The following is an 18,701-nucleotide window of genomic DNA, read 5'->3' on the forward strand; positions in this document are numbered from 1 at the left end:
CGCCCCAGCTTGCGATGCGGCCGGGTCGAGGCGATGTAGCCGTCGCCCAGCGCGCGGAGCGCCGCCCCGTCGAGTTCGGCCAGGGCCTGCGGATAGGTTGGTCCGAGACCTCGGGCGATGATGCCGATATCAGGCAGCTCCATGGTGCCTTCGACGGCCGAATGGCTGGCCAGGATCTGCTCGATCAGGGTCGAGCCGGAGCGCGGCAGGCCGAGGATGAAGATCGGGGCGTCGGCGGTCGAGCCCTGCCCCTGGCGGTCGGCGAGGAACTCGGCGCTGAACAGGGCCTTGGAGCGGCGCATATGGGCGGTGGTCGCCTCGGCGTCGTAGGGCGTCGTCGCCCGGCGCAGGGCCGCGCCCTCCACATAGTGCTGGAACGAGGGCTCGAAGGCCTTGCGATCCTCCAGCGCCTTGCCCAGCGCATAGTGCAGGTGCAGGCGGTCATCGATGGCCAGGTCAGGCTTGGCCAGGGCGGCGCGCATGGTCGCCTCCTCGGCCTCCGTGAACGAGGCGACCTTGAGATTGGCCAGGCTCCAATAGGCGTCGCCGAGGTCGGGGGCGAGCGCCAGGCAGCGCTTGTAGGCGGCCACCGCGTCGTCGCGCCGACCGACGGCGCGCAGGGTGTGGCCGTAGTTCAGCCAGAGCCTCGGCTGCTTCGGATAGTCGGCCAGCAGTCCCTCGAAGATCGCGATCACCCGGTCGTCGTCGCCGACCAGGGCCAGGCAGGCGGCCAGCAGGTTCAGATAGGCCGGGTCGCGCGGCGCGCCGGCGACCAGGGCCTCGATCTGGGCCAGGGCCTGGGTGGCCTTCTGTTGCTTGAACAGGGCGTCGGCATAGCCGAACCGGGCGCCGTCGTGGTCGGGGTCGAGTTCCAGGCTGCGGGCGAACAGCACCTCGGCGTCGCCGTGCCGCGACTGGCGGACATAGACCTCCGCCAGCATCCGGGTCGCGCTGGCGTCGGTGAGGTTGGCGAGCAGGTGCCCGCGCAGCATCTGTTCGGCGGCGGTCACCTCGCCGCGAAACAGAGCCTCGGCGGCGGGCTTGAGCGCGGGGTCCAGGACCGCAGCGCGGCGATGCTCGGCGAAGGCGGCCTCGGCGGCCGCGGCCTGGCCCTCGCGGAACAGCAGGTCGCCCAGGGCGCGCCAGGCGTCTGGGAGATCGCGGTTGAGGCTGACGGCCTGGCGCAGGGCCGCCAGGCCGGCGGCGGCGTCGCCCAGGTCCGCGAGGGCGACCCCAAGTTCGTATTGGGTGTTGGCCGCCTTCGGAAAGGCCCGGGCCAGGGGGACCAGGATCGCCAGGGCGGCGCGGGGATCTCCCAGTCGCCGTCGGGCGGAGGCCAGGATCAGGGCGGCGCGCGGGTCCCTGGGATCGGCCTTGAGCAAGGCCTCCGCCTCGCGTCCGGCCCGCGCCGGGTCCCTGGCGAGCAGGGCGGCCGCGCGCTCGATGGTCGAGGCCGGGGCGCCCTTGGTCATGGAGGCCATGTCGTCATCCTGGTGGGCCAGATGCTGAGCCCGCTTCTTACCCGTCGGCGGTCCAGCCTGCATAGGGCCGCAAATGGAAAGGGCGGATCGGAGTTTCCCCCGACCCGCCCCAGCCTTAGCTCTCCGTGCAGCCTTAGAAAGTCAGGGTCACGCGGGCGTAGTAGTAGCCGCCATTGATCCCGTACGGCGACGAGGTCATCGGCGCGTCATAGACGTTGCTGCCGTTGGCCGGGCGGCCAATCGACGACAGGTAGGGGACGTTCGGCGGCCTCTTGTCGAACAGGTTGTTGGCGCCGCCTTCGACCTTGAGGGCCGGGGTGATCTTGTAGGCGACGGTCAGGTCGGTGATCGCGGCCGACGGGATCTCCAGGTTGGTGAAGATGTTGGCCGTGCTCACCAGGGTCGAGGACTTGCCATAGATCGCCTCGCGGAGATTCACGCTCCAATCGCCCAGGGTCCAGTAGCCACCCGCGACCAGCTTGTACTTCGGCGTCGCCGTGGTCAGGCCGGTGAGGGCGCTGGAGGACAGCAGCGAGTTCTGGGTGATGATCGCCGGCTTGGCCGAGAAGTCCTGGGCCGGCAGCGGGTTCTGCTTGGTGACCTTGGTTTCGTTGTAGTTGAAGCCGCCGGTCCAATCGACGTGGCCATATTCGCCGAAGTCGGTGGAATAGGTGACCGTCAGTTCGGCGCCCTTGGTGCGGGTGTCGACGGCGTTGGTGAACACATTGATGCCGGCGTAGGAGATGCCGCCGTCCAGGGTGTTCCCGTGCGCCGAGATGGAGTCGAGGACCGCCTGCGAGATGACGTTGTTCACGCCGCCGGAGACGATCGAGCCATAGAGGAAGCCGGTGGTCTGGATGCGGTCTTCGATGTCGATCTGATAGGCGTCGAAGGTGATCTGCATCCGCTCGATCGGGTGAGCGACGAAGCCGATGCTGTAGTTCTTCGACTTCTCGGGCTTCAGCGGCTTGAAGCCGGCGATCAGGGCCGACGGCGAGTTAGCCGGCAGCTGCACGGCCGCCGAGGACGGCGAGACGTTGGTGCCGGAATAGTACTCTTCCGCCAGGGTCGGCGCGCGGAAGCCCGTGGCGATCGTGCCGCGGATGGCGATCATCGGGTTGAAGTCGTAACGCGTGGTCAGCTTGCCGACCGTCGACTCGCCAAAGTCGCTGTACTTCGAGTAGCGGCCGGCCAGCTGAACGTCCAAGTCCTTGATGGGATGGGCGTCGAACTCGACATAACCCGAATAGTCGTGGCGGCTGTGCTCACCGGCGTTGGAGGGGTCATAGCCGGTGAAGGACTGGGCCCCGGCGCCGTAGTAGGACGAGGGCTCCCCCGCTTCGATGCTGTAGGTGTTCTTGCGATATTCGGCGCCGAACCCGAAGGTCAACGGCGTCGCCATCCCGAGCTCGAAGGTCTGGGTGAAGTCCGCATTGGTGGTCCATTCGGTCGACTTGAACTGACCGTCATAGAAGTCGCGCTGCGGAATGATCGGGGTGGCCGAGACGGCCGCCAGGACCGGGAACAGCTGAGCATTGGCCGAGTTGTTCGTGTAGATCTTGTCGGCGTCCTGACCGTAGGTGCTCGACAGGTCCCAGGTGAAGGTGTCCATCGAGCCCTTGATCCCGCCGGTGAAGGCGAAATCGTCTTCGGCCAGGGTCTCGGTCGGGTTGAAGCCGGTCGGCAGCGGGTAATAGGTGACGCCGGTCGAGGTCACGCCCTTGATCTTGGTGGGGACGCGGTAGTTCTCGTAGGAGTCGGCGTTGCGGTGGCTGTAGCTGCCCGAGCTGTAGAGCTCGACGCCGCCGCCCAGATCGTAGCCGGCGTTGAAGTAGCCGTTATAGATATTGTACTGCGGGTCGCCGTTGATGTTGTTGACGTTCGGCGAGCCCGGTTGATTGAGCACGCCCTTGTCCACGGTGCTGACCGTGGACTTCAGGGTGCCGTCGCGGTTGAACAGGCGACGGTCCGCGCCGCCCTGGCGGCTGAACTCGTGGTAGCGCTCTTCCAGGGTGAAGTTGAGGAAGCCGTTCTCGCCCAGCTTCATGCCGTTGTTGAACGACCAGGCGCCCGACTTGCCGCCATTCTTGTAGTACTGGCCGCCGGTCACGGTGGCCACGCCGCCGCTGGAGGCGCTCTTCAGGATCAGGTTCACCACGCCGGCGACGGCGTCGGAGCCGTACTGGGCGGCCGCGCCGTCCTGCAGGACTTCGACGTGGTCGATGGCGCCGACCGGGATCAGGCCCAGGTCAGCCGTGGCCGCGCCCGAATAGGGGCTGCCGCCAAGCACGGCGAGGTTGCCGGTGGCGTGACGGCGCTTGCCGTTGACCAGAACCAGGGTGTGGTTGGGGCTCAGGCCGCGCAGGGCGGCGGAAAGCGTCAGGTTGGCGGCGTCGCCACCGAAGGCCTGGGCGTTGAACGACGGCAGGTTCTGCGCCATCGCCTGGATCAGGTCGGGCTGGGCGACCTGCTTCATCGCCACCGCGCCAAGCACCTGGATCGGCGCGGCGGAGTCGGCGGCCTTCATGCCGGTGACGCGGCTACCGGTGACGATGACTTCTTCGACATCGGTCGGTCCGGCGGCGGCTGAAGCGCTGGTCGCCACGGCGGCCGCGAGGCTGGCCAGGGAGACACCCGCGAACCATCCAATACGTTGTTTTTTTGTCATGTTTTATTGCCCCTCATCATTGGCGGCCCAAAAGGGAGCCGCGCTTCCTCAGTTTCTGATGGTGTCAGGAACCGAAATTGAACCGGCGATCGCCGCCTCGTCGGAGTGGTATCCGCCGTTCATCGCGAGATCTTCAGGTGAAACCCGAGTATTATCGTTGCAGATATCGAACAAAGCCCAATTCGAAGCACTCTTGTGCAAGCGACGTGGTGGCGTTGTACAATTCAAAACTCTCATAAAGACGCATTCTCACAACGATAGTGTGAGCCCGCCCTGTGTGTTTCCTCGGTCGTTTATATTTGTGACGCGAACAGGTGTTATGAGCCCTACGCGATTTTTGAATCGACGTTTGGCTACTAATAAAACGTCGTCATGGATCCCTGGGGGTGTCAATCAGAGGCGGCAGGAGGTTCCAAGCGCGGCTATTTCGTGGCTGAAATAAGCGCCTAATGCTCAAGAATTGGGCGACCTAGACACGAGTGTCGCTATGAGTTCATCAAAATTTAGATTCTCGGAAGACGATAGCTCTTGGTGCGACTCGAATATTTGAGGAATATTTGGGCACTCATCGCTCAAATATTGCCCAATCTGATGTCGCCCTGGCCTGTTCGCCCAGGCGAGGCTGCCTAGGGCGTCGGCGCCCGCCGTCGGGGCGGTCTAATTCGCAGGCGCCGAACCGGGCGCGGCGATGCTTTCGCGGCGACGGCGTCCTGGGCGCTTGGCGCGAAGGCCAGGACCGCCTCCTTGGGCGGCGCCGGAGATGTCTCAGGCGGATGACAGCTTCGTCCTCTTCAGCGTCTATGGACTGATCGAAGCGAACCGACCGTCGCCCCCCGGCGCGCGGTCCACAGATGGGAGAACCCGATGCGCAAACTGATGCTGGCCGCCCTCTTGCCCCTGCTGGGCGCCGCCGCGCCCGCCGCCGCCCAGGTGGCGCACATCGGCGCGCCGACCGCGGCCATCGCCTCGGCCACGGTGGTGCCGCCGGGCTATACGACCGTCTATGTCTCCGGCCAGACCCCGCCGGCCCTGAACGCCGGAGCGCCGGCTGGCACGCCGCCGGAGTTTGGCGACACCAAGACCCAGACGCTCGGCATCATGAAGAAGATCCAGGACGTCCTGACGGCCCAGGGCCTGACCATGGGCGACGTGGTGATGATGCGTGTCTATCTGGCCGGCGACCCGGCCAAGGGCGGCAAGATGGATTTCGCAGGCATGATGGAGGGCTATACCCAGTTCTTCGGCACCGCGACCCAGCCCAACAAGCCGGCCCGGGTCACCGTCCAGGTCGCCGCTCTGGTGGCGCCGGGCATGCTGGCCGAGATCGAGGTCCAGGCCGTCAAGAAGCCTTGAGGCCGCGGCGCCCTCTCCGCTGTGGGCCGGCGGCGAGGGCGCACGCCCCCGACCAGATGCTCAGGCCCGGAGGGGCAGACGCCTGAGCGTCAGGCCCCGACGGTCACATGATGTCGATCTGGCCGCCATCGGCCTCGTCGAGCACCTCCTGGATGGCCAGCAGCAGCCGCTCGAGCTCCAGCGGCTTGGGCACCAGCACATCCATGCCGGCGCCGAGGTATTCCGTGTGGTGGTGGGCCATGGCGTTGGCTGTGAGCGCGATGATCGGCGTGCGGGCCCGGCCGCTCTCAGCCTCCCGCCGACGGATCTCGCGGGTGGCGTCAGGGCCGTCCATCACCGGCATCTGGACGTCCATGAGGATGGCGTCCCACTGACCCTGGTCCCAGGCCTCGACGGCCTGGCGACCGTCACTGACGCAGTGGACCTCGAGCCCCAGCTGCGCCAGCAGGGTCTTGAGCACCATCTGGTTCATGGGGTTGTCCTCTGCGGCGAGGATCTTCAGGTCCATCGGTGTTCCGGGCGCCTCCAGGCGAGCTTCAACGGGCGCTGGCGGGGCCTCTCCCGCGAAGCGTTCAAGCGGCAGGGTCACCGTGAAGGTCGACCCCACATCCAGTTCACTGCGCGCCGTGATCTCGCCCCCCATCATATCCGTCAGCTGACGGCAGATCGCCAGTCCCAGACCCGAGCCGCCATAGCGGCGGGTGGTGGAAGCATCCTCCTGCACGAAGGTCTCGAACAGCTGACCAATGCGCGCAGCCGCGATGCCGGGGCCAGTGTCCGCCACCTCGAAGGTCAGGCCGGCCTGATCCGCCGAGACCCGCACGTCGACCGCCCCGCGCGCGGTGAACTTCACGGCGTTGGAGACCAGGTTGTAAAGGATCTGGCGCACCCGGGTCGGGTCGCCGCGCCAGCGTCCCTCGGCCTCCGGCGCGATGATGACCGCCAGCGAGACGTCCTTGTCGGCGGCCAGGGTGGTGAAGGTGGCCTGCACCCCGGTCAGCATTTGGCGCAGGTCCAGGATCCCGTCTTCCAGGTCGAGCTTGCCGGCCTCGATCCGCGACAGGTCCAGCAGGTCGTTCAGCAGCACCAGCAGGGTCTCGCCGGCCTGGCGGATCACGCCCAGCCGCTCGCGCTGGACATTGGACAGTTCGTCGCGCGCCATGGCCTGGGCCATGCCCAGCACCCCGTTCAGCGGGGTGCGGATCTCGTGGCTCATGGTGGCCAGGAAGGCGGACTTGGCCTGGCTGGCGGAGTGGGCTTCGTCGCGGGCCCGCTTCAGCCGCTGGTTCATCTCCATCAGCCGCCGTTCCTGGCGCTTCAGGTCCTCGATCGACTGGGTGATCACCACGCAGCGGACCGGCCCGTCGCCGTCGAAGCGCGAGGCGGTCAGGCGGAACCACTTGCCGGCCCGGCTGGAATAGGCGCGGCTATAGGTCGACCGCTCGCCGGCCAGCACCGCGCGGATGCCCCGGGTGAGGGCGGCGCCATGGCGGCCCGGCAGATTGGCCAGCACCAAGAACAGGTTGCGGCCCATGGGATAGGTCTCGACCTTGGCCAGCTCGGCGGCCATGGCCCGGAACGCCTTGTTGGCCTCGACGATCGTACCGTCGGCGTCGATGACGGTCAGCAGCGCGCCAATGCCGTCGATGACGCCGCGGCCGAAGCGTTCCGAATCGCGCAGTTCGGCCAGGGCCTGGCGCTGAGCGGTGATGTCCTGGCTCGCGCCGCGAACGGCCACGCAGCGGCCGTCGACCATCTCGGGTTGGCCGATCACCCGCAGCCAGATGGTCTCGCCCGCGCCGGTCACGGCGGGCGCCTCGAAGTCGATCCGGGCGCCATGGACCACCGCGTCGGTGAGCAGCTCGCGGACCCAGCCGCGAACCTCTTCCGGATACATCTCAAGCGTGGCGGCCGGGTCCTCGATCAGATTGGGGCGGCCCAACAGCGCCTTGAGCTCGGGACTCCAGCGGACGAGGTCGTGGCGGAGGTCCGCCTCCCAGCCGCCGAGGCGGGCCAACTGGGCGGCGGAAGACAACGAAACAGCGGCGGCCTTGAGCTGATCCTGCAGCTGGTGGGTGGGAATCGATTCGATCATCAGGCCGCTGAAGCCTTCCAGCTCGCCGCGATCATTGATCAGGGGGCGGACATGAAAGTCGACCCAGTAGCGCCGTCCAGACTTATGGCGGTTCTCGATCTCGGCGCGGAACGGTTGGCGCGTGGCCAGGCGGGCGCGCATCAACTCGACCGCCCGGAGGTCGGCATCCGGGCCCAGCAGCAGGTCGCCGGGGCGATGGCCAAGGGCCTCCTCGGCGGTGTAGCCGGTAAGCCGGGTGAAGCCCTCATTGACCCAGGCCAACCGACCCTGGGGGTCCGACAGCATCTCGGCGTGCATATCGCGCTTCGCCAGGGCGGCGAGCCTGGCGGTCAGGACGGGTAGGTCGATCGGGCGCGGCTCAGTGGCGGCCATAGGCTCCTCGGCGGCCCAGTGATCATGAGCTCGCCATGATAGACAAGCCGCCAGGCTTTGACAGCCGTTGCACCGCCAGGTCGCCTAGTGCGCCCTGTGGTCGCCGTGCCCCTTACCCATCGCGAACTCCTCCTCAGGCGACAGCACCAGACGGTGACGGCCCACCAGGGCGAAATAGAGCGCGCCCACGGCGAACCAGATCGCCACCCCCAGCACGCCGGAGCGATAGATCGGATCCTTCAGCTGATAGAGGATGGTGATGACGGCGATCACCACGGTCGTCGCCGCGCCGGCCACGCCCAGCGGGCTGCGATAGGGCCGCTCAAGGTCGGGCAGCTTGCGGCGCAGCAGGATGAAGCTCAACCCCTGCATGACATAGGAGAACATGGCCCCGAACACCGCCATGTTCAGCAGGGTCCCGCCAATGGTCGCCGCACCCTTCTCGGCCCCCAGGATGAACCAGACCGCCAGCATGACCAGCAGGCCGATCAGGCTGCCGGTGATGAGGGCGATGTCGGGGGTCTTGCGCGCGCCGTGGGTGACGGATAGCGCGCGGGGGAAATAGCCGGCGCGGGACAGGGAATAGACCTGGCGGCCATAGGCGAAGATCACCGCGTGGAAGCTGGCCACCAGGCCCGCCACCGCCACGGCCGACAGCACCTTGGCCAGGCCGCCGCCATAGAGCACGGCGAAGCCGTCGAGGATCGGCTGGCCCGACTTGGCGAGCTGAAAGGTCCCGGGCGAGATCGCCGCGTTCAGCCACAGCACCAGCAGCGCCGAGATGATCAGGGTGAAGATACCCGCGAGAATGCCCTTGGGCAGGTCGCGCTGCGGCGTATGGGATTCCTCGGCCGCCAGAGGCAGCTGCTCGATCGCCAGGAACAACCAGACCGCGAAGGGCAGCTGGGCCAGGGCCCCGCCCATGCCGGCCGGCAGGAAGGGGCCGTGGCCATTGGGCAGCTCGGTTCCGCCGGGCCCGACATTCATGGCGTATTTGAAGAAGTCGGCATGGGGCAGGGCGCTCAGCCAGAACACCACCAGACTGGCCAGGGCCAGCAGGGTCACGCCAACCGTCACCTGGAAGGACAGGGCGACGCCGGCGACATTGACGCCCACGAAGACCAGATAGGCCCCGACCCAATAGACCGGCTGGAATTCCGGGGGCGTGCCGAAGATGGCGCTGAGATAGGTCCCGATGAAGAAGCAGACCACGGCGGCGGTCAGCACATATTCGACGTTCTCGCACAGGCCGGTGATGAAGCCGCCCCAGGGGCCCATGGCCGCCCGGGCGAAGGAATAGGCGCCGCCGGTGTGGGGTTGGGCCGCCGCCATCTCCGCTATGGAGAAAGTCAGGCCCAGATACATGACCGTGATGATCATGGTGGCGACGAACATGCCGCCCCAGCCGCCGGTCCCCATGCCCAGGTTCCAGCCGGAGAACTGGCCGGAGATCACCGCCCCGACGCCCAGCGCCCACAGGGAGAAGACCCCGGCATAGCGCTTCAGCCCGCGCTTCTCGAAATATTCGGCGCCTACGGTTTCGTAGCTGACGCCCGCTTCCTTGATCTCGCTCACTGCCGCCCCCGCGTTAAGAACCTGATCGGCGAACGATGTGATGGGACGCCGCGCAGGGCAAACCGACAGTTGCGTGATCGGCGGGGGACCGGCTGGCCGGCGCGTTCGCGGGCGCCGCGGTGGGCCGGCGCTCAACCCTGGGGCAGGATCGCGCCGCCAACCGAGGGGAGCTGGGCCAGGTCGCTCTCATCCTTCAGGGCCACGCCGGTCAGGCCAAGCCGCCGGGCCTCGCCGATCAGCCAGGCGAGCTTGAAGGTCGCCTCGTCATAGCTGAGGCCCGCGGCGCGGATATTGGAGATGCAGTTGCGCGCCGCGTCGGTCAGGCCGATCCGGGGCGCGAAGGTCAGATAGACCCCCAGACTGTCGGGGGCGGAGAGGCCAGGCCGCTCGCCGATCAGCACCGCGACCAGGCGGGCGCCCAGGGCCTGACCGATCTCATCGCCCAGGGCCACGCGCCCCTGGCTGGCCAGCGCCACCGGGCCGATCGACACTCCCTCGAGCCGGTTCAGCAGGGCCGCGATCAGCGGGGCGGCGTGGGCGTGGACGGCGGCGCTGGACAGGCCGTCGGCGACGACGATCGCCAGGTCGCAGGGTGGGAAGGTCCGGGCTTCCAGCTCGACGCGGGCGCGGTCCGACAGCCGCCGCCCGAGATCGGGCCGGCGCAGATAGGTCGCCCGGTCTGGCGCGGCGCTCTCCACCGACAGCGTCGCCAGGCCCAGGTCGGCCAGCGCCCGGGCGATCGGCGCGGCGGCGAAGGGGGTGTGGACGGCGTCGCGGGCCTGGGCGTGGCTGAGCGCGAAGCCCAACACCTCGCGGGTCGGCAGGCCCGGTCCGGCGCGGCCGAGCGCGATGCGGGCCGGGGTCAGGGCCGCGAGGTGAGTCCAGGGGTCCCGGGGCGGCGCGCGGTCAGGGGGCTGCGCCATCAGACCGCCGCCAGCAGCGGGTGGGCGGCGTTGCGTGGGGCCAGCCGGCCGTCGGGGCCGGTGATCCGCAGACCCTCCAGCCAGGCCTCGAACTCCGGCGCGCGCTTCAGGCCGAACACCTCGCGCACATAGAGGGCGTCGTGGAAGGAGGTGGACTGGTAGTTCAGCATGATGTCGTCGGCGCCCGGCACGCCCATGATGAAATTGATCCCCGCCGCCGCCAGCAGGGTCAGCAGGCTGTCCATGTCGTCCTGATCGGCCTCGGCGTGGTTGGTGTAGCAGACGTCGCAGCCCATGGGCGCGCCGAGCAGCTTGCCGCAGAAGTGGTCCTCCAGGCCGGCGCGAATGATCTCCTTGCCGTCATAGAGGTATTCCGGCCCGATGAAGCCCACGACCGTGTTGACCAGCAGGGGGTCGAAGGCGCGGGCCACGGCATAGGCGCGGGCCTCCAGGGTCTGCTGATCGACCCCGTGATGGGCGCCTGCCGACAAGGCCGCGCCCTGGCCGGTCTCGAAGTACATGACATTGTCGCCGACCGTGCCGCGCTTCAGCGACAGGGCCGCCTCGCGGCCCTCCTTCAGCAGGGCCAGGGTGACACCGAAGCTGGCGTTGGCGGCCTGGGTCCCGGCGATCGACTGGAAGACCAGGTCCAGGGGCGCGCCGCGCTCGATCAGCTCAATGGAGCTGGTCACATGGCCCAGCACGCAGGACTGGGTCGGGATGTCGAAGCGGCGGATGATCCCGTCGGTCAGGCGCAGCAGGTCGCTGATCGCGGCCAGGCTGTCAGAGGCCGGATTGATGCCGATCACCGCGTCGCCGCAGCCATACATCAGCCCGTCGAGGATCGAGGCGGTGATCCCGGCGGGATCGTCGGTCGGATGGTTGGGCTGCAGCCGCACCGACAGGGTCCCTGGCAGGCCGAGCGTGTTTCGAAACCGGGTCACCACCCGGATCTTCCGGGCCACAGCGATCAGGTCCTGGTTGCGCATGATCTTGGAGACGGCGGCGGCCATCTCTGGCGTGATCCCCGGCGACAGGCGCTGCAGGGTCTCGCCGGTCGTGGTCTCGGCCAGCAGGAATTCGCGGAATTCGCCGACGGTCATCGCGGCGATGGGGGCGAAGGCCTGGGCGTCATGGCTGTCGCAGATCAGCCGGGTGACCTCGTCGATCTCATAGGGCACCAGCGGCTCGGCCAGCAGGGCCTTGAGCGGCAGGTCCGCCAGGACCAGCTTGGCGGCGATGTTCTCCTGGGCAGTGGTCGCCGCGATCCCGGCCAGGGCGTCGCCGGATCGGAGCGGCGTCGCCTTGGCCATCAGCTCGCGCAGGTCGGCGAAGGCGTAGCGCTGGGCGCCGGCGGTCTGGTGGAAGGCCATGGGGCGATCATGGCGCCGGTCGGCGGATGGCGCGAGGGGCGCTGCCGAGTCACGCCGTCGGATGTCCTATTTCCGCGCACCCCAGTCAGGGATGAGCGGAATCCTAGAGCGCGCGGGCCAGCCGCAGCGCTGTGGGGTTCTCAGCCGCAGCGCGCCGACCGTTGATCTCGGCGTGGAGGGTGGCTTCGGCGTCGTCTTCACCCGATCCATCGAAGGGCGATGCGACGGCGTCGTGCAGTTCAATATCCGCCACCTGAGGGGGGGCGAGCTCGAAGGGATTGGACATGACGCGGCTCCCGGGGCTGGAGGCTCACTCATCGGCGAGTCCTAAAAGCCTGACGCTCAGAAGGGTTTTTCCAAAGCGGATTCATCTGTCGCAGGGCGGTCTTCACGCATTGTTGACCATAATGTGACGGCTGAAAATTTCCCCTGGGTCATTCAAACAAGCGTCAGAAAGCGGGTTGGCGCGGGCGAAATTCGGGACTTAGATGGGGTTTATCGCCGCGCCGGGGCGCGGGCCGCACATTCGACGGACGTTTTCGCGTCCGCGAGCGGGCTTTTGTCGTCCCGGGAGTAGAGCGTCCCGGGAGGAATAGGGTTTTGCAGCGCACCAGTACCGACGGGCCTGACTATTTTCACAAGGTCGTAGATTGCCAGTGGGCCTGTCCGGCCCACACGCCCGTCCCCGAATACATCCGTCTGATCGCCGATGGGCGATACACCGACGCCTACATGGTCAATTGGAAGTCGAACGTCTTCCCGGGGATTCTCGGGCGGACCTGCGACCGGCCGTGCGAGCCCGCCTGCCGGCGCGGCCGGGTGGAGGACGAACCTGTCGCCATCTGCCGCCTGAAGCGGGTGGCCGCCGACAACAAGGCCGACGTGTCGAGCTTCATGCCCGCCATCGCCGCGCCCAATGGCAAGCGGGTGGCCCTGGTGGGCGCCGGCCCCGCCGCCCTGACCGTAGCCCGCGACCTGGCCCCGCTCGGCTATCACGTCGTCGTCTATGACGCCGAGGCCAAGGGCGGCGGCATGATCCGCAGCCAGATCCCGCGCTTCCGCCTGCCGGAAGAGGTGATCGACGAGGAGGTCGGCTATATCGCCGATCTCGGCCTCGACATGCGCTTCGGCCAAAGGATCGACAGTCTCGGCGCGCTGCTGGGCGAGGGCTATGACGCGGTGTTTGTCGGCACGGGCGCGCCGCGCGGCCGCGACCTGGACCTGCCCGGCCGCCAGGAGGCCGCCGCCAATATCCATATCGGCATCGACTGGCTCTCCTCCGTCTCCTTCGGCCATATCGAGAAGATCGGCCGCCGGGTGATCGTGCTGGGCGGCGGCAACACCGCCATGGACTGCTGCCGCACCTCGCGTCGGCTGGGCGGCGAGGACGTCAAGGTCATCGTCCGCTCCGGCTTCGACGAGATGAAGGCCAGCCCCTGGGAGAAGGAAGACGCGATCCACGAGGACATTCCGATCCTCAACTTCCTGGTCCCGAAAGAATTCACCCACAAGGACGGCAAGCTGACCGGCGTGCTGTTCGAGGAAGTGGCGGCGACCTTTGACGACAAGGGCCGTCGCAAGCTCATGCCGACCGGCGCCCCCGACCAGCATTTCGAATGCGATGACGTGCTGGTGGCGGTCGGCCAGGAGAACGCCTTCCCCTGGATCGAGCGCGACCTGGGCCTCGATTTCGACGAATGGGGCATGCCCAAGGTCGACGCGGTCACCTTCCAGTCGACGCGGGCCGGGGTGTTCTTCGGCGGCGACGCGGCCTTCGGGCCCAAGAACATCATCTGGGCGGTGGCCCAGGGCCATGAGGCCGCGGTCTCCATCGACCGCTTCTGCCAGGGCGGCGATCTCGCCGATCGCCCCCCGCCGATGACCAATCTGGTCAGCCAGAAGATGGGCATCCACGAATGGTCCTACGACAACGACATCTCCAATGATCAGCGCTTCCGGGTGCCGCTGCGCGACAAGGTCGAGGCGCTGAAGAACGTGAAGATCGAGGTCGAGCTGGGCTTCGATCTCAAGCAGGGCCTAGCCGAGGCTCAGCGCTGCCTGAACTGCGACGTTCAGACGGTGTTCGCCGAGCCGCTGTGCATCGAGTGCGACGCCTGCGTCGACATCTGCCCGGTGGATTGCATCACCTTCACCGACAATGGCGAGGAGGAGGACCTGCGCGGTCGCCTCAAGGCCCCGGCGCTCAATCTCGACCAGGACCTGATGGTCTCGGCCGAGCTGAAGACCGGACGGGTGATGGTCAAGGACGAGGACGTCTGCCTGCATTGCGGGCTGTGCGCGGAGCGGTGCCCGACGGGCGCCTGGGACATGCAGAGATTCACATTGGAAATGAGCCACGCGAGTGATGTGGGAGGCGGCGCATGTCAGGCCCGCTGACCCTCACCAACGATTTCGTCGTCAAGTTCGCCAACGTCAACGGCTCGGGTTCGGCCAGCGCCAATTCGATGTTCGCCAAGTCGGTGCTGCGGATGGGCGTGCCGGTGGCGGCGCGCAACATCTTCCCGTCCAATATCCAGGGCCTGCCGACCTGGTACGAGGTGCGGATCACCGGCGCCGGCCATCTGGGCCGCCGGGGCGGGGTCGACCTGATGGTCGCCATGAACCCCCAGACCTGGGACAAGGACCTCGCCGAGATCGAGCCCGGCGGATATCTGTTCTACGACTCCACCAAGCCGATGCCGGCCTCGAAGTTCCGGCCCGACATCACGGTGGTGGGCGTGCCCCTGACCGCCCTGTGCAATGCGCGCTACTCGGTTCCGCGTGAGCGCCAGCTGTTCAAGAACATCATCTATGTCGGCGCGCTCGCCGCCCTGCTGGGCATCGAGATCGCGGTGATCGAGCAGCTGCTGGCCGAGCAGTTCGCCGGCAAGGACCGGTTGATCAAGGCCAATGTCGAGGCCCTGCACATGGGCCGCGACTATGTGGCCGAGACCTTCAAGCCGCTGGGTCTGCAGGTCCGCCGCGCCGACGCGGTCGGCGACCGGATCTATGTGGAAGGCAACATGGCGGCCGGTCTGGGCGCGGTCTATGGCGGGGCCACGGTCTGCGCCTGGTATCCGATCACGCCCTCCACCTCGCTGGCCGAGGCCTTCACCGACTTCTGCCAGGACTATCGGACCGATCCGGAGACCGGCAAGGCGCGCTACGCCATCGTCCAGGCCGAGGATGAAATCGCCTCGATCGGCATGGTGGTGGGCGCCGGCTGGAACGGCGCGCGGGCCTTCACCGCCACCTCCGGCCCCGGCGTCTCGCTGATGACCGAGTTCATCGGCCTCAGCTATTTCGCCGAAATCCCGGCGGTGATCTTCGACGTGCAGCGTGGCGGGCCCTCCACCGGCATGCCGACCCGCACGCAGCAGGCCGACTTGCTGGGCTGCGCCTATGCCAGTCACGGCGACACCAAGCACCCGATGCTGCTGCCGCAGGATCCGGGCGAGTGCTTCGAGTTCGGGGCCCTGGCCTTCGACCTCGCCGACCGGCTGCAGACCACCATCTTCGTCATGCTCGACCTCGATATCGGCATGAACGAATGGCTGACCGAGCCCTTCAAGTGGGACGACAGTCGCCAGCTCGACCGCGGCAAGGTCATGACCCATGACGAACTGGAGGCGGGCCGCGAATTCGGCCGCTATCTGGAGGTCGACGGCGACGGGATTCCCTATCGGACCTATCCGGGCGTCCACCCGAACAAGGGCGCCTATTTCACCCGCGGCACCTCGCGCAACCCCTATGCCCGCTACAGCGAGGAGGGCAGCGTCTATGTCGACAACGTGCAAAGGCTGCTGCGCAAGTTCAAGACCGCCGCCACCCTGGTTCCCGGTCCGGTCCGCAAGGACGCCCGCAAGGCCACGCGCACCGGCGTGATCTATTTCGGCTCCACCACCCCGGCCATGCATGAGGCGCTGGAGATCCTCGAGGCCCAGGGCCAGCACGTGGACGCCCTGCGCGTCCGGGCCTTCCCGTTCTCCGACGAGGTCTATGACTTCATCGCCGCCCATGACCGGGTGTTCGTGGTCGAACAGAACCGCGACGCCCAGCTCCGCACCCTGATCGTCAATGAGGGCGATGTAGACCCGGCCAAGCTGACCCCGGTGCTGCACTATGACGGCACCCCGATCACCGCCCGGTTCATCGTCAAGGAGATCGGCGGCCTGATGGGCGGGGCGACCCCGACCACCGTCCGCACGTCCGTTCCGGAGGCCGCCGAATGACCTATCTGGCCAAGCCCAGGCTGCATCACCCCAGCCTGGTTCCCAACGAACTCGGCTTCACCCGCCGCGACTATGAGGGCTCGGTCTCGACGCTCTGCGCCGGCTGCGGCCACGACTCGATCTCGGCGGCGATCATCCAGGCCTGCTATGAGCTGGACCTGCCGCCGCACAGGGTCGCCAAGCTGTCGGGCATCGGCTGCTCGTCCAAGACGCCCGACTATTTCCTGGGCGCCAGCCACGGCTTCAACACCGTCCACGGGCGCATGCCCTCGGTGCTGACCGGCGCCAATCTCGCCAATCGCGACCTGATCTATCTGGGGGTCTCGGGCGACGGCGATAGCGCCTCGATCGGTTTTGGCCAGTTCGCCCATGCCGTCCGGCGCGGGGTCAACATGACCTATATCGTCGAGAACAACGGGGTCTATGGCCTGACCAAGGGCCAGTTCTCGGCCACCTCGGACAAGGGCTCCAAGTCGAAGAAGGGCGTGGTCAACCACGACAGCGCCATCGACCTGGTCAGCGTCGCCCTGCAGCTGGGGGCGACCTTCGTGGCCCGCTCGTTCAGCGGCGACAAGGCCCAGCTGGTGCCGCTGATCAAGGCTGCGCTGAGCCACAAGGGCGCGGCCTTCATCGACACAGTCAGCCCCTGCGTCCAGTTCAACAACCACGCCGGCTCGACCAAGAGCTATGACTATGTGCGCGAGCACAATGAGAGCGTGAACCGGCTGGACGTCGTGCCGCTGCGCGATCCGATCCATGTGGATTATGCGCCCGGCACGACGGTGCAGGTGACCCAGCATGACGGCTCGGTGCTGTCGCTGCACAAGCTGGCGGAGCACTACGACCCCACCGACCGCATCGCCGCCATGAGCTATCTGGCCCAGCGCCAGGCGGCCGGCGAGATCGTCACCGGCCTGCTCTATGTTGACCCGGAGGCGACCGATCTGCACGAGGCCCTGGAGACGGTGGAGACCCCGCTCAACGCGCTCGCCGACCGGGCCCTGATCCCCGGCTCCGGCGTGCTCGCCAAGCTCAACGCGACCCTGCGCTAGGATGCTCAGCTGGAAGATCGGCGCGGTCACCGTCACGCGCATCGTCGAGATCGAATTGCCGGTGCCCTACAGCGCCGCGCGGCCGTTCCTGGCGGAGGCGACGCCGGAGGCCCTGCGCCAGATCCCCTGGCTCTATCCGAACTATGTGACCGAGGACGGCCACCTGCGGCTGTCGATCCACGCCCTGCTGGTCGAGGCGCCGGGCATCCGGCTGGTGGTCGACACCTGTATCGGCAATGACCGGCCGCGCAGCCTGGTCGGCGGCCAGGCGCTTTCGACCGACTTCCTGGCCCGTTTCGCGGAAGCGGGCTGGACCCGCGAGGGCGTCGACGCGGTGGTCTGCACCCACCTGCATGTGGACCATGTCGGCTGGAACACCATGCTGGAAGGCGGCAAGTGGGTCCCGACCTTCCCCAAGGCCCGCTATCTGATCGGCCGGGCGGAGCACGCCCATTGGAGCGCCGAGGGCGATGCGGATCAGCAGGAGATCCTGGCCGACTCCGTCAAGCCGGTGTTCGACGCCGGTCTCGTGGACCTGGTGGAGATGGACCACCGCATCTCGCCTGAACTGCGCCTGGTCCCGACGCCTGGCCACACGCCCGGCCATGTCAGCGTCGCCATCGAGTCCGAGGGGCAGCGCGGCCTGATCACCGGCGACATGGTCCACCATCCCTGCCAGCTGGCCCATCCCGACTGGTCGCCCCCCTTCGACAGCGATCCCAAGGCCTCGGCGGTCATGCGGCGCGGCGTCTTTGCCGACGTGGCCGACCAGCCGATCCTGGTGATCGGCACCCACTTCGCCGCGCCCACGGCCGGCCATGTGAAGCGCGACGGCGCGGCCTTCCGCTTCGAAGAATCTAATTCAAATATTTAGAGCGCGTCGGACGGGCTAACCGGCTTCCACCTAGCCCTGACGCGCTCTGGCCGCGCTTCGTCTGTGGCGGTCGCGCGGCGGATGAGCGACCTTCGCGGATATCGAGTCGCCTGAGGGAGCGCCGCCATGACCGACCCCGTCGATGCGGGCCTGCGCCTGGCCACCTTCGCCGACGCGGCCATGATGCTGGCCTGGCGCAATCAGCCGGAGGTGGCGCGGTGGATGTATTCCGACCACCTGATCACGCCCGAGGAACATGGGCGGTTCATGGCCAGCGCCCTGGTCGATCCCGCCCGCCGCTACTGGATCATCGAGTTGCAGGGCGAGCCGGTGGGGCTGGCCAACCTCGTCGATATCTCGCCTGAGAACCGCAAGTGCAGCTGGGCCTATTACCTCGCCAGCCCCTCAGTGCGCGGCAAGGGCGTGGGGGCCTTCGTCGAGGTCTGGGTGATCGACCATGTGTTCGGCGCGTTGGGGCTGAACAAGCTCTGCTGCGAGGTGTTGGTCGAGAACGAGGCGGTCTGGAAGATGCATGAGAGCTTCGGCTTCCAGCGCGAGGCGCTGTATCGCGCCCATGTCTGGAAGGGCGGCGAACCCCGCGACGTGGTGGGCCTGGGCCTGTTGGCCCGCGACTGGGCTGAGGTGCGCGAGGCGAGCCTGGCGCGCTTGCGGGCGCGGGGATTTGAGGTCGGCTAGTTCGCCG

Annotated in this window: 13 protein-coding genes; 6 read left to right on the forward strand and 7 right to left on the reverse strand. The window is 67.6% G+C overall.

What is annotated here, in order from left to right:
• Both Q7P21_RS11315 and Q7P21_RS11320 read right to left on the reverse strand, forming a co-directional pair.
• A partial coding sequence (locus tag Q7P21_RS11315) for a tetratricopeptide repeat protein (protein WP_304177160.1) occupies positions 1-1,481 on the reverse strand: 1,481 nt, incomplete at its 3' end.
• A gap of 133 nt (positions 1,482-1,614) precedes the next feature.
• Positions 1,615-4,149: a TonB-dependent siderophore receptor gene (locus Q7P21_RS11320; RefSeq protein WP_304167912.1), complete on the reverse strand. Its 2,535-nt coding sequence runs from the start codon at positions 4,147-4,149 to the stop codon at positions 1,615-1,617.
• Positions 4,150-5,013: 864 nt separating this feature from the next.
• On the opposite strand from Q7P21_RS11320, the gene Q7P21_RS11325 reads away from it, so the two are divergent.
• Positions 5,014-5,502 (forward strand): RidA family protein, encoded by a 489-nt coding sequence (locus Q7P21_RS11325; protein ID WP_304167910.1) that lies wholly within the window; start codon positions 5,014-5,016, stop codon positions 5,500-5,502.
• Between the two features lie 103 nt (positions 5,503-5,605).
• On the opposite strand, the gene Q7P21_RS11330 is transcribed toward Q7P21_RS11325, so the two are convergent.
• The 5 genes from Q7P21_RS11330 to Q7P21_RS11350 all read right to left on the reverse strand — a co-directional run bounded on the left by Q7P21_RS11330 (position 5,606) and on the right by Q7P21_RS11350 (position 12,126).
• Positions 5,606-7,969 carry an ATP-binding protein gene (locus tag Q7P21_RS11330; RefSeq protein ID WP_304177162.1) on the reverse strand — a complete coding sequence of 788 codons (2,364 nt, stop codon included), beginning with the start codon at positions 7,967-7,969 and terminating at the stop codon, positions 5,606-5,608.
• An 84-nt stretch (positions 7,970-8,053) separates the two neighbouring features.
• Complete coding sequence (locus Q7P21_RS11335) at positions 8,054-9,544, reverse strand: amino acid permease (protein ID WP_304167906.1); 1,491 nt, start codon at positions 9,542-9,544, stop codon at positions 8,054-8,056.
• Between the two features lie 131 nt (positions 9,545-9,675).
• A complete protein-coding gene (gene eutC, locus Q7P21_RS11340; RefSeq protein WP_304177164.1) occupies positions 9,676-10,467 on the reverse strand; it encodes an ethanolamine ammonia-lyase subunit EutC in 792 nt (263 codons plus the stop codon).
• A complete protein-coding gene (locus Q7P21_RS11345; protein WP_304167902.1) occupies positions 10,467-11,840 on the reverse strand; it encodes an ethanolamine ammonia-lyase subunit EutB in 1,374 nt (457 codons plus the stop codon). The genes eutC and Q7P21_RS11345 overlap by 1 nt, the downstream gene beginning before the upstream one ends.
• A 103-nt stretch (positions 11,841-11,943) precedes the next feature.
• On the reverse strand, positions 11,944-12,126 hold the full coding sequence (locus tag Q7P21_RS11350; RefSeq protein ID WP_304167899.1) for a hypothetical protein: 183 nt from the start codon (positions 12,124-12,126) through the stop codon (positions 11,944-11,946).
• Positions 12,127-12,440: 314 nt separating this feature from the next.
• Between Q7P21_RS11350 and Q7P21_RS11355 the strand changes: the two genes are divergently transcribed.
• From Q7P21_RS11355 to pseH, 5 genes are all read left to right on the forward strand, one after another.
• Positions 12,441-14,237: an FAD-dependent oxidoreductase gene (locus tag Q7P21_RS11355; RefSeq protein ID WP_304167896.1), complete on the forward strand. Its 1,797-nt coding sequence runs from the start codon at positions 12,441-12,443 to the stop codon at positions 14,235-14,237.
• Positions 14,222-16,072: a 2-oxoacid:acceptor oxidoreductase subunit alpha gene (locus Q7P21_RS11360; RefSeq protein WP_304167894.1), complete on the forward strand. Its 1,851-nt coding sequence runs from the start codon at positions 14,222-14,224 to the stop codon at positions 16,070-16,072. The genes Q7P21_RS11355 and Q7P21_RS11360 overlap by 16 nt, the downstream gene beginning before the upstream one ends.
• Positions 16,069-17,124: a 2-oxoacid:ferredoxin oxidoreductase subunit beta gene (locus tag Q7P21_RS11365; protein ID WP_304167891.1), complete on the forward strand. Its 1,056-nt coding sequence runs from the start codon at positions 16,069-16,071 to the stop codon at positions 17,122-17,124. The genes Q7P21_RS11360 and Q7P21_RS11365 overlap by 4 nt, the downstream gene beginning before the upstream one ends.
• A 1-nt stretch (position 17,125) precedes the next feature.
• Positions 17,126-17,998: an MBL fold metallo-hydrolase gene (locus Q7P21_RS11370; RefSeq protein ID WP_304167888.1), complete on the forward strand. Its 873-nt coding sequence runs from the start codon at positions 17,126-17,128 to the stop codon at positions 17,996-17,998.
• Between the two features lie 126 nt (positions 17,999-18,124).
• Positions 18,125-18,694 carry a UDP-4-amino-4,6-dideoxy-N-acetyl-beta-L-altrosamine N-acetyltransferase gene (pseH, locus tag Q7P21_RS11375; protein WP_304167884.1) on the forward strand — a complete coding sequence of 190 codons (570 nt, stop codon included), beginning with the start codon at positions 18,125-18,127 and terminating at the stop codon, positions 18,692-18,694.
• Positions 18,695-18,701 lie beyond the last annotated feature (7 nt).

The sequence above is a fragment of the Phenylobacterium aquaticum genome (assembly GCF_947378715.1).
GTDB lineage: Bacteria > Pseudomonadota > Alphaproteobacteria > Caulobacterales > Caulobacteraceae > Phenylobacterium > Phenylobacterium aquaticum_A.

Excerpts from the sequence above, each read along its gene's own strand:
- eutC (WP_304177164.1), bottom strand. The coding sequence starts at position 10,467 with ATGGCGCAGCCCCCTGACCGCGCGCCGCCCCGGGACCCCTGGACTCAC.
- Q7P21_RS11370 (WP_304167888.1), top strand. The coding sequence starts at position 17,126 with ATGCTCAGCTGGAAGATCGGCGCGGTCACCGTCACGCGCATCGTCGAG.
- Q7P21_RS11360 (WP_304167894.1), top strand. The coding sequence starts at position 14,222 with ATGTCAGGCCCGCTGACCCTCACCAACGATTTCGTCGTCAAGTTCGCC.
- Q7P21_RS11330 (WP_304177162.1), bottom strand. The coding sequence starts at position 7,969 with ATGGCCGCCACTGAGCCGCGCCCGATCGACCTACCCGTCCTGACCGCC.
- Q7P21_RS11345 (WP_304167902.1), bottom strand. The coding sequence starts at position 11,840 with ATGGCCTTCCACCAGACCGCCGGCGCCCAGCGCTACGCCTTCGCCGAC.
- Q7P21_RS11325 (WP_304167910.1), top strand. The coding sequence starts at position 5,014 with ATGCGCAAACTGATGCTGGCCGCCCTCTTGCCCCTGCTGGGCGCCGCC.
- Q7P21_RS11320 (WP_304167912.1), bottom strand. The coding sequence starts at position 4,149 with ATGACAAAAAAACAACGTATTGGATGGTTCGCGGGTGTCTCCCTGGCC.
- pseH (WP_304167884.1), top strand. The coding sequence starts at position 18,125 with ATGACCGACCCCGTCGATGCGGGCCTGCGCCTGGCCACCTTCGCCGAC.
- Q7P21_RS11350 (WP_304167899.1), bottom strand. The coding sequence starts at position 12,126 with ATGTCCAATCCCTTCGAGCTCGCCCCCCCTCAGGTGGCGGATATTGAA.
- Q7P21_RS11365 (WP_304167891.1), top strand. The coding sequence starts at position 16,069 with ATGACCTATCTGGCCAAGCCCAGGCTGCATCACCCCAGCCTGGTTCCC.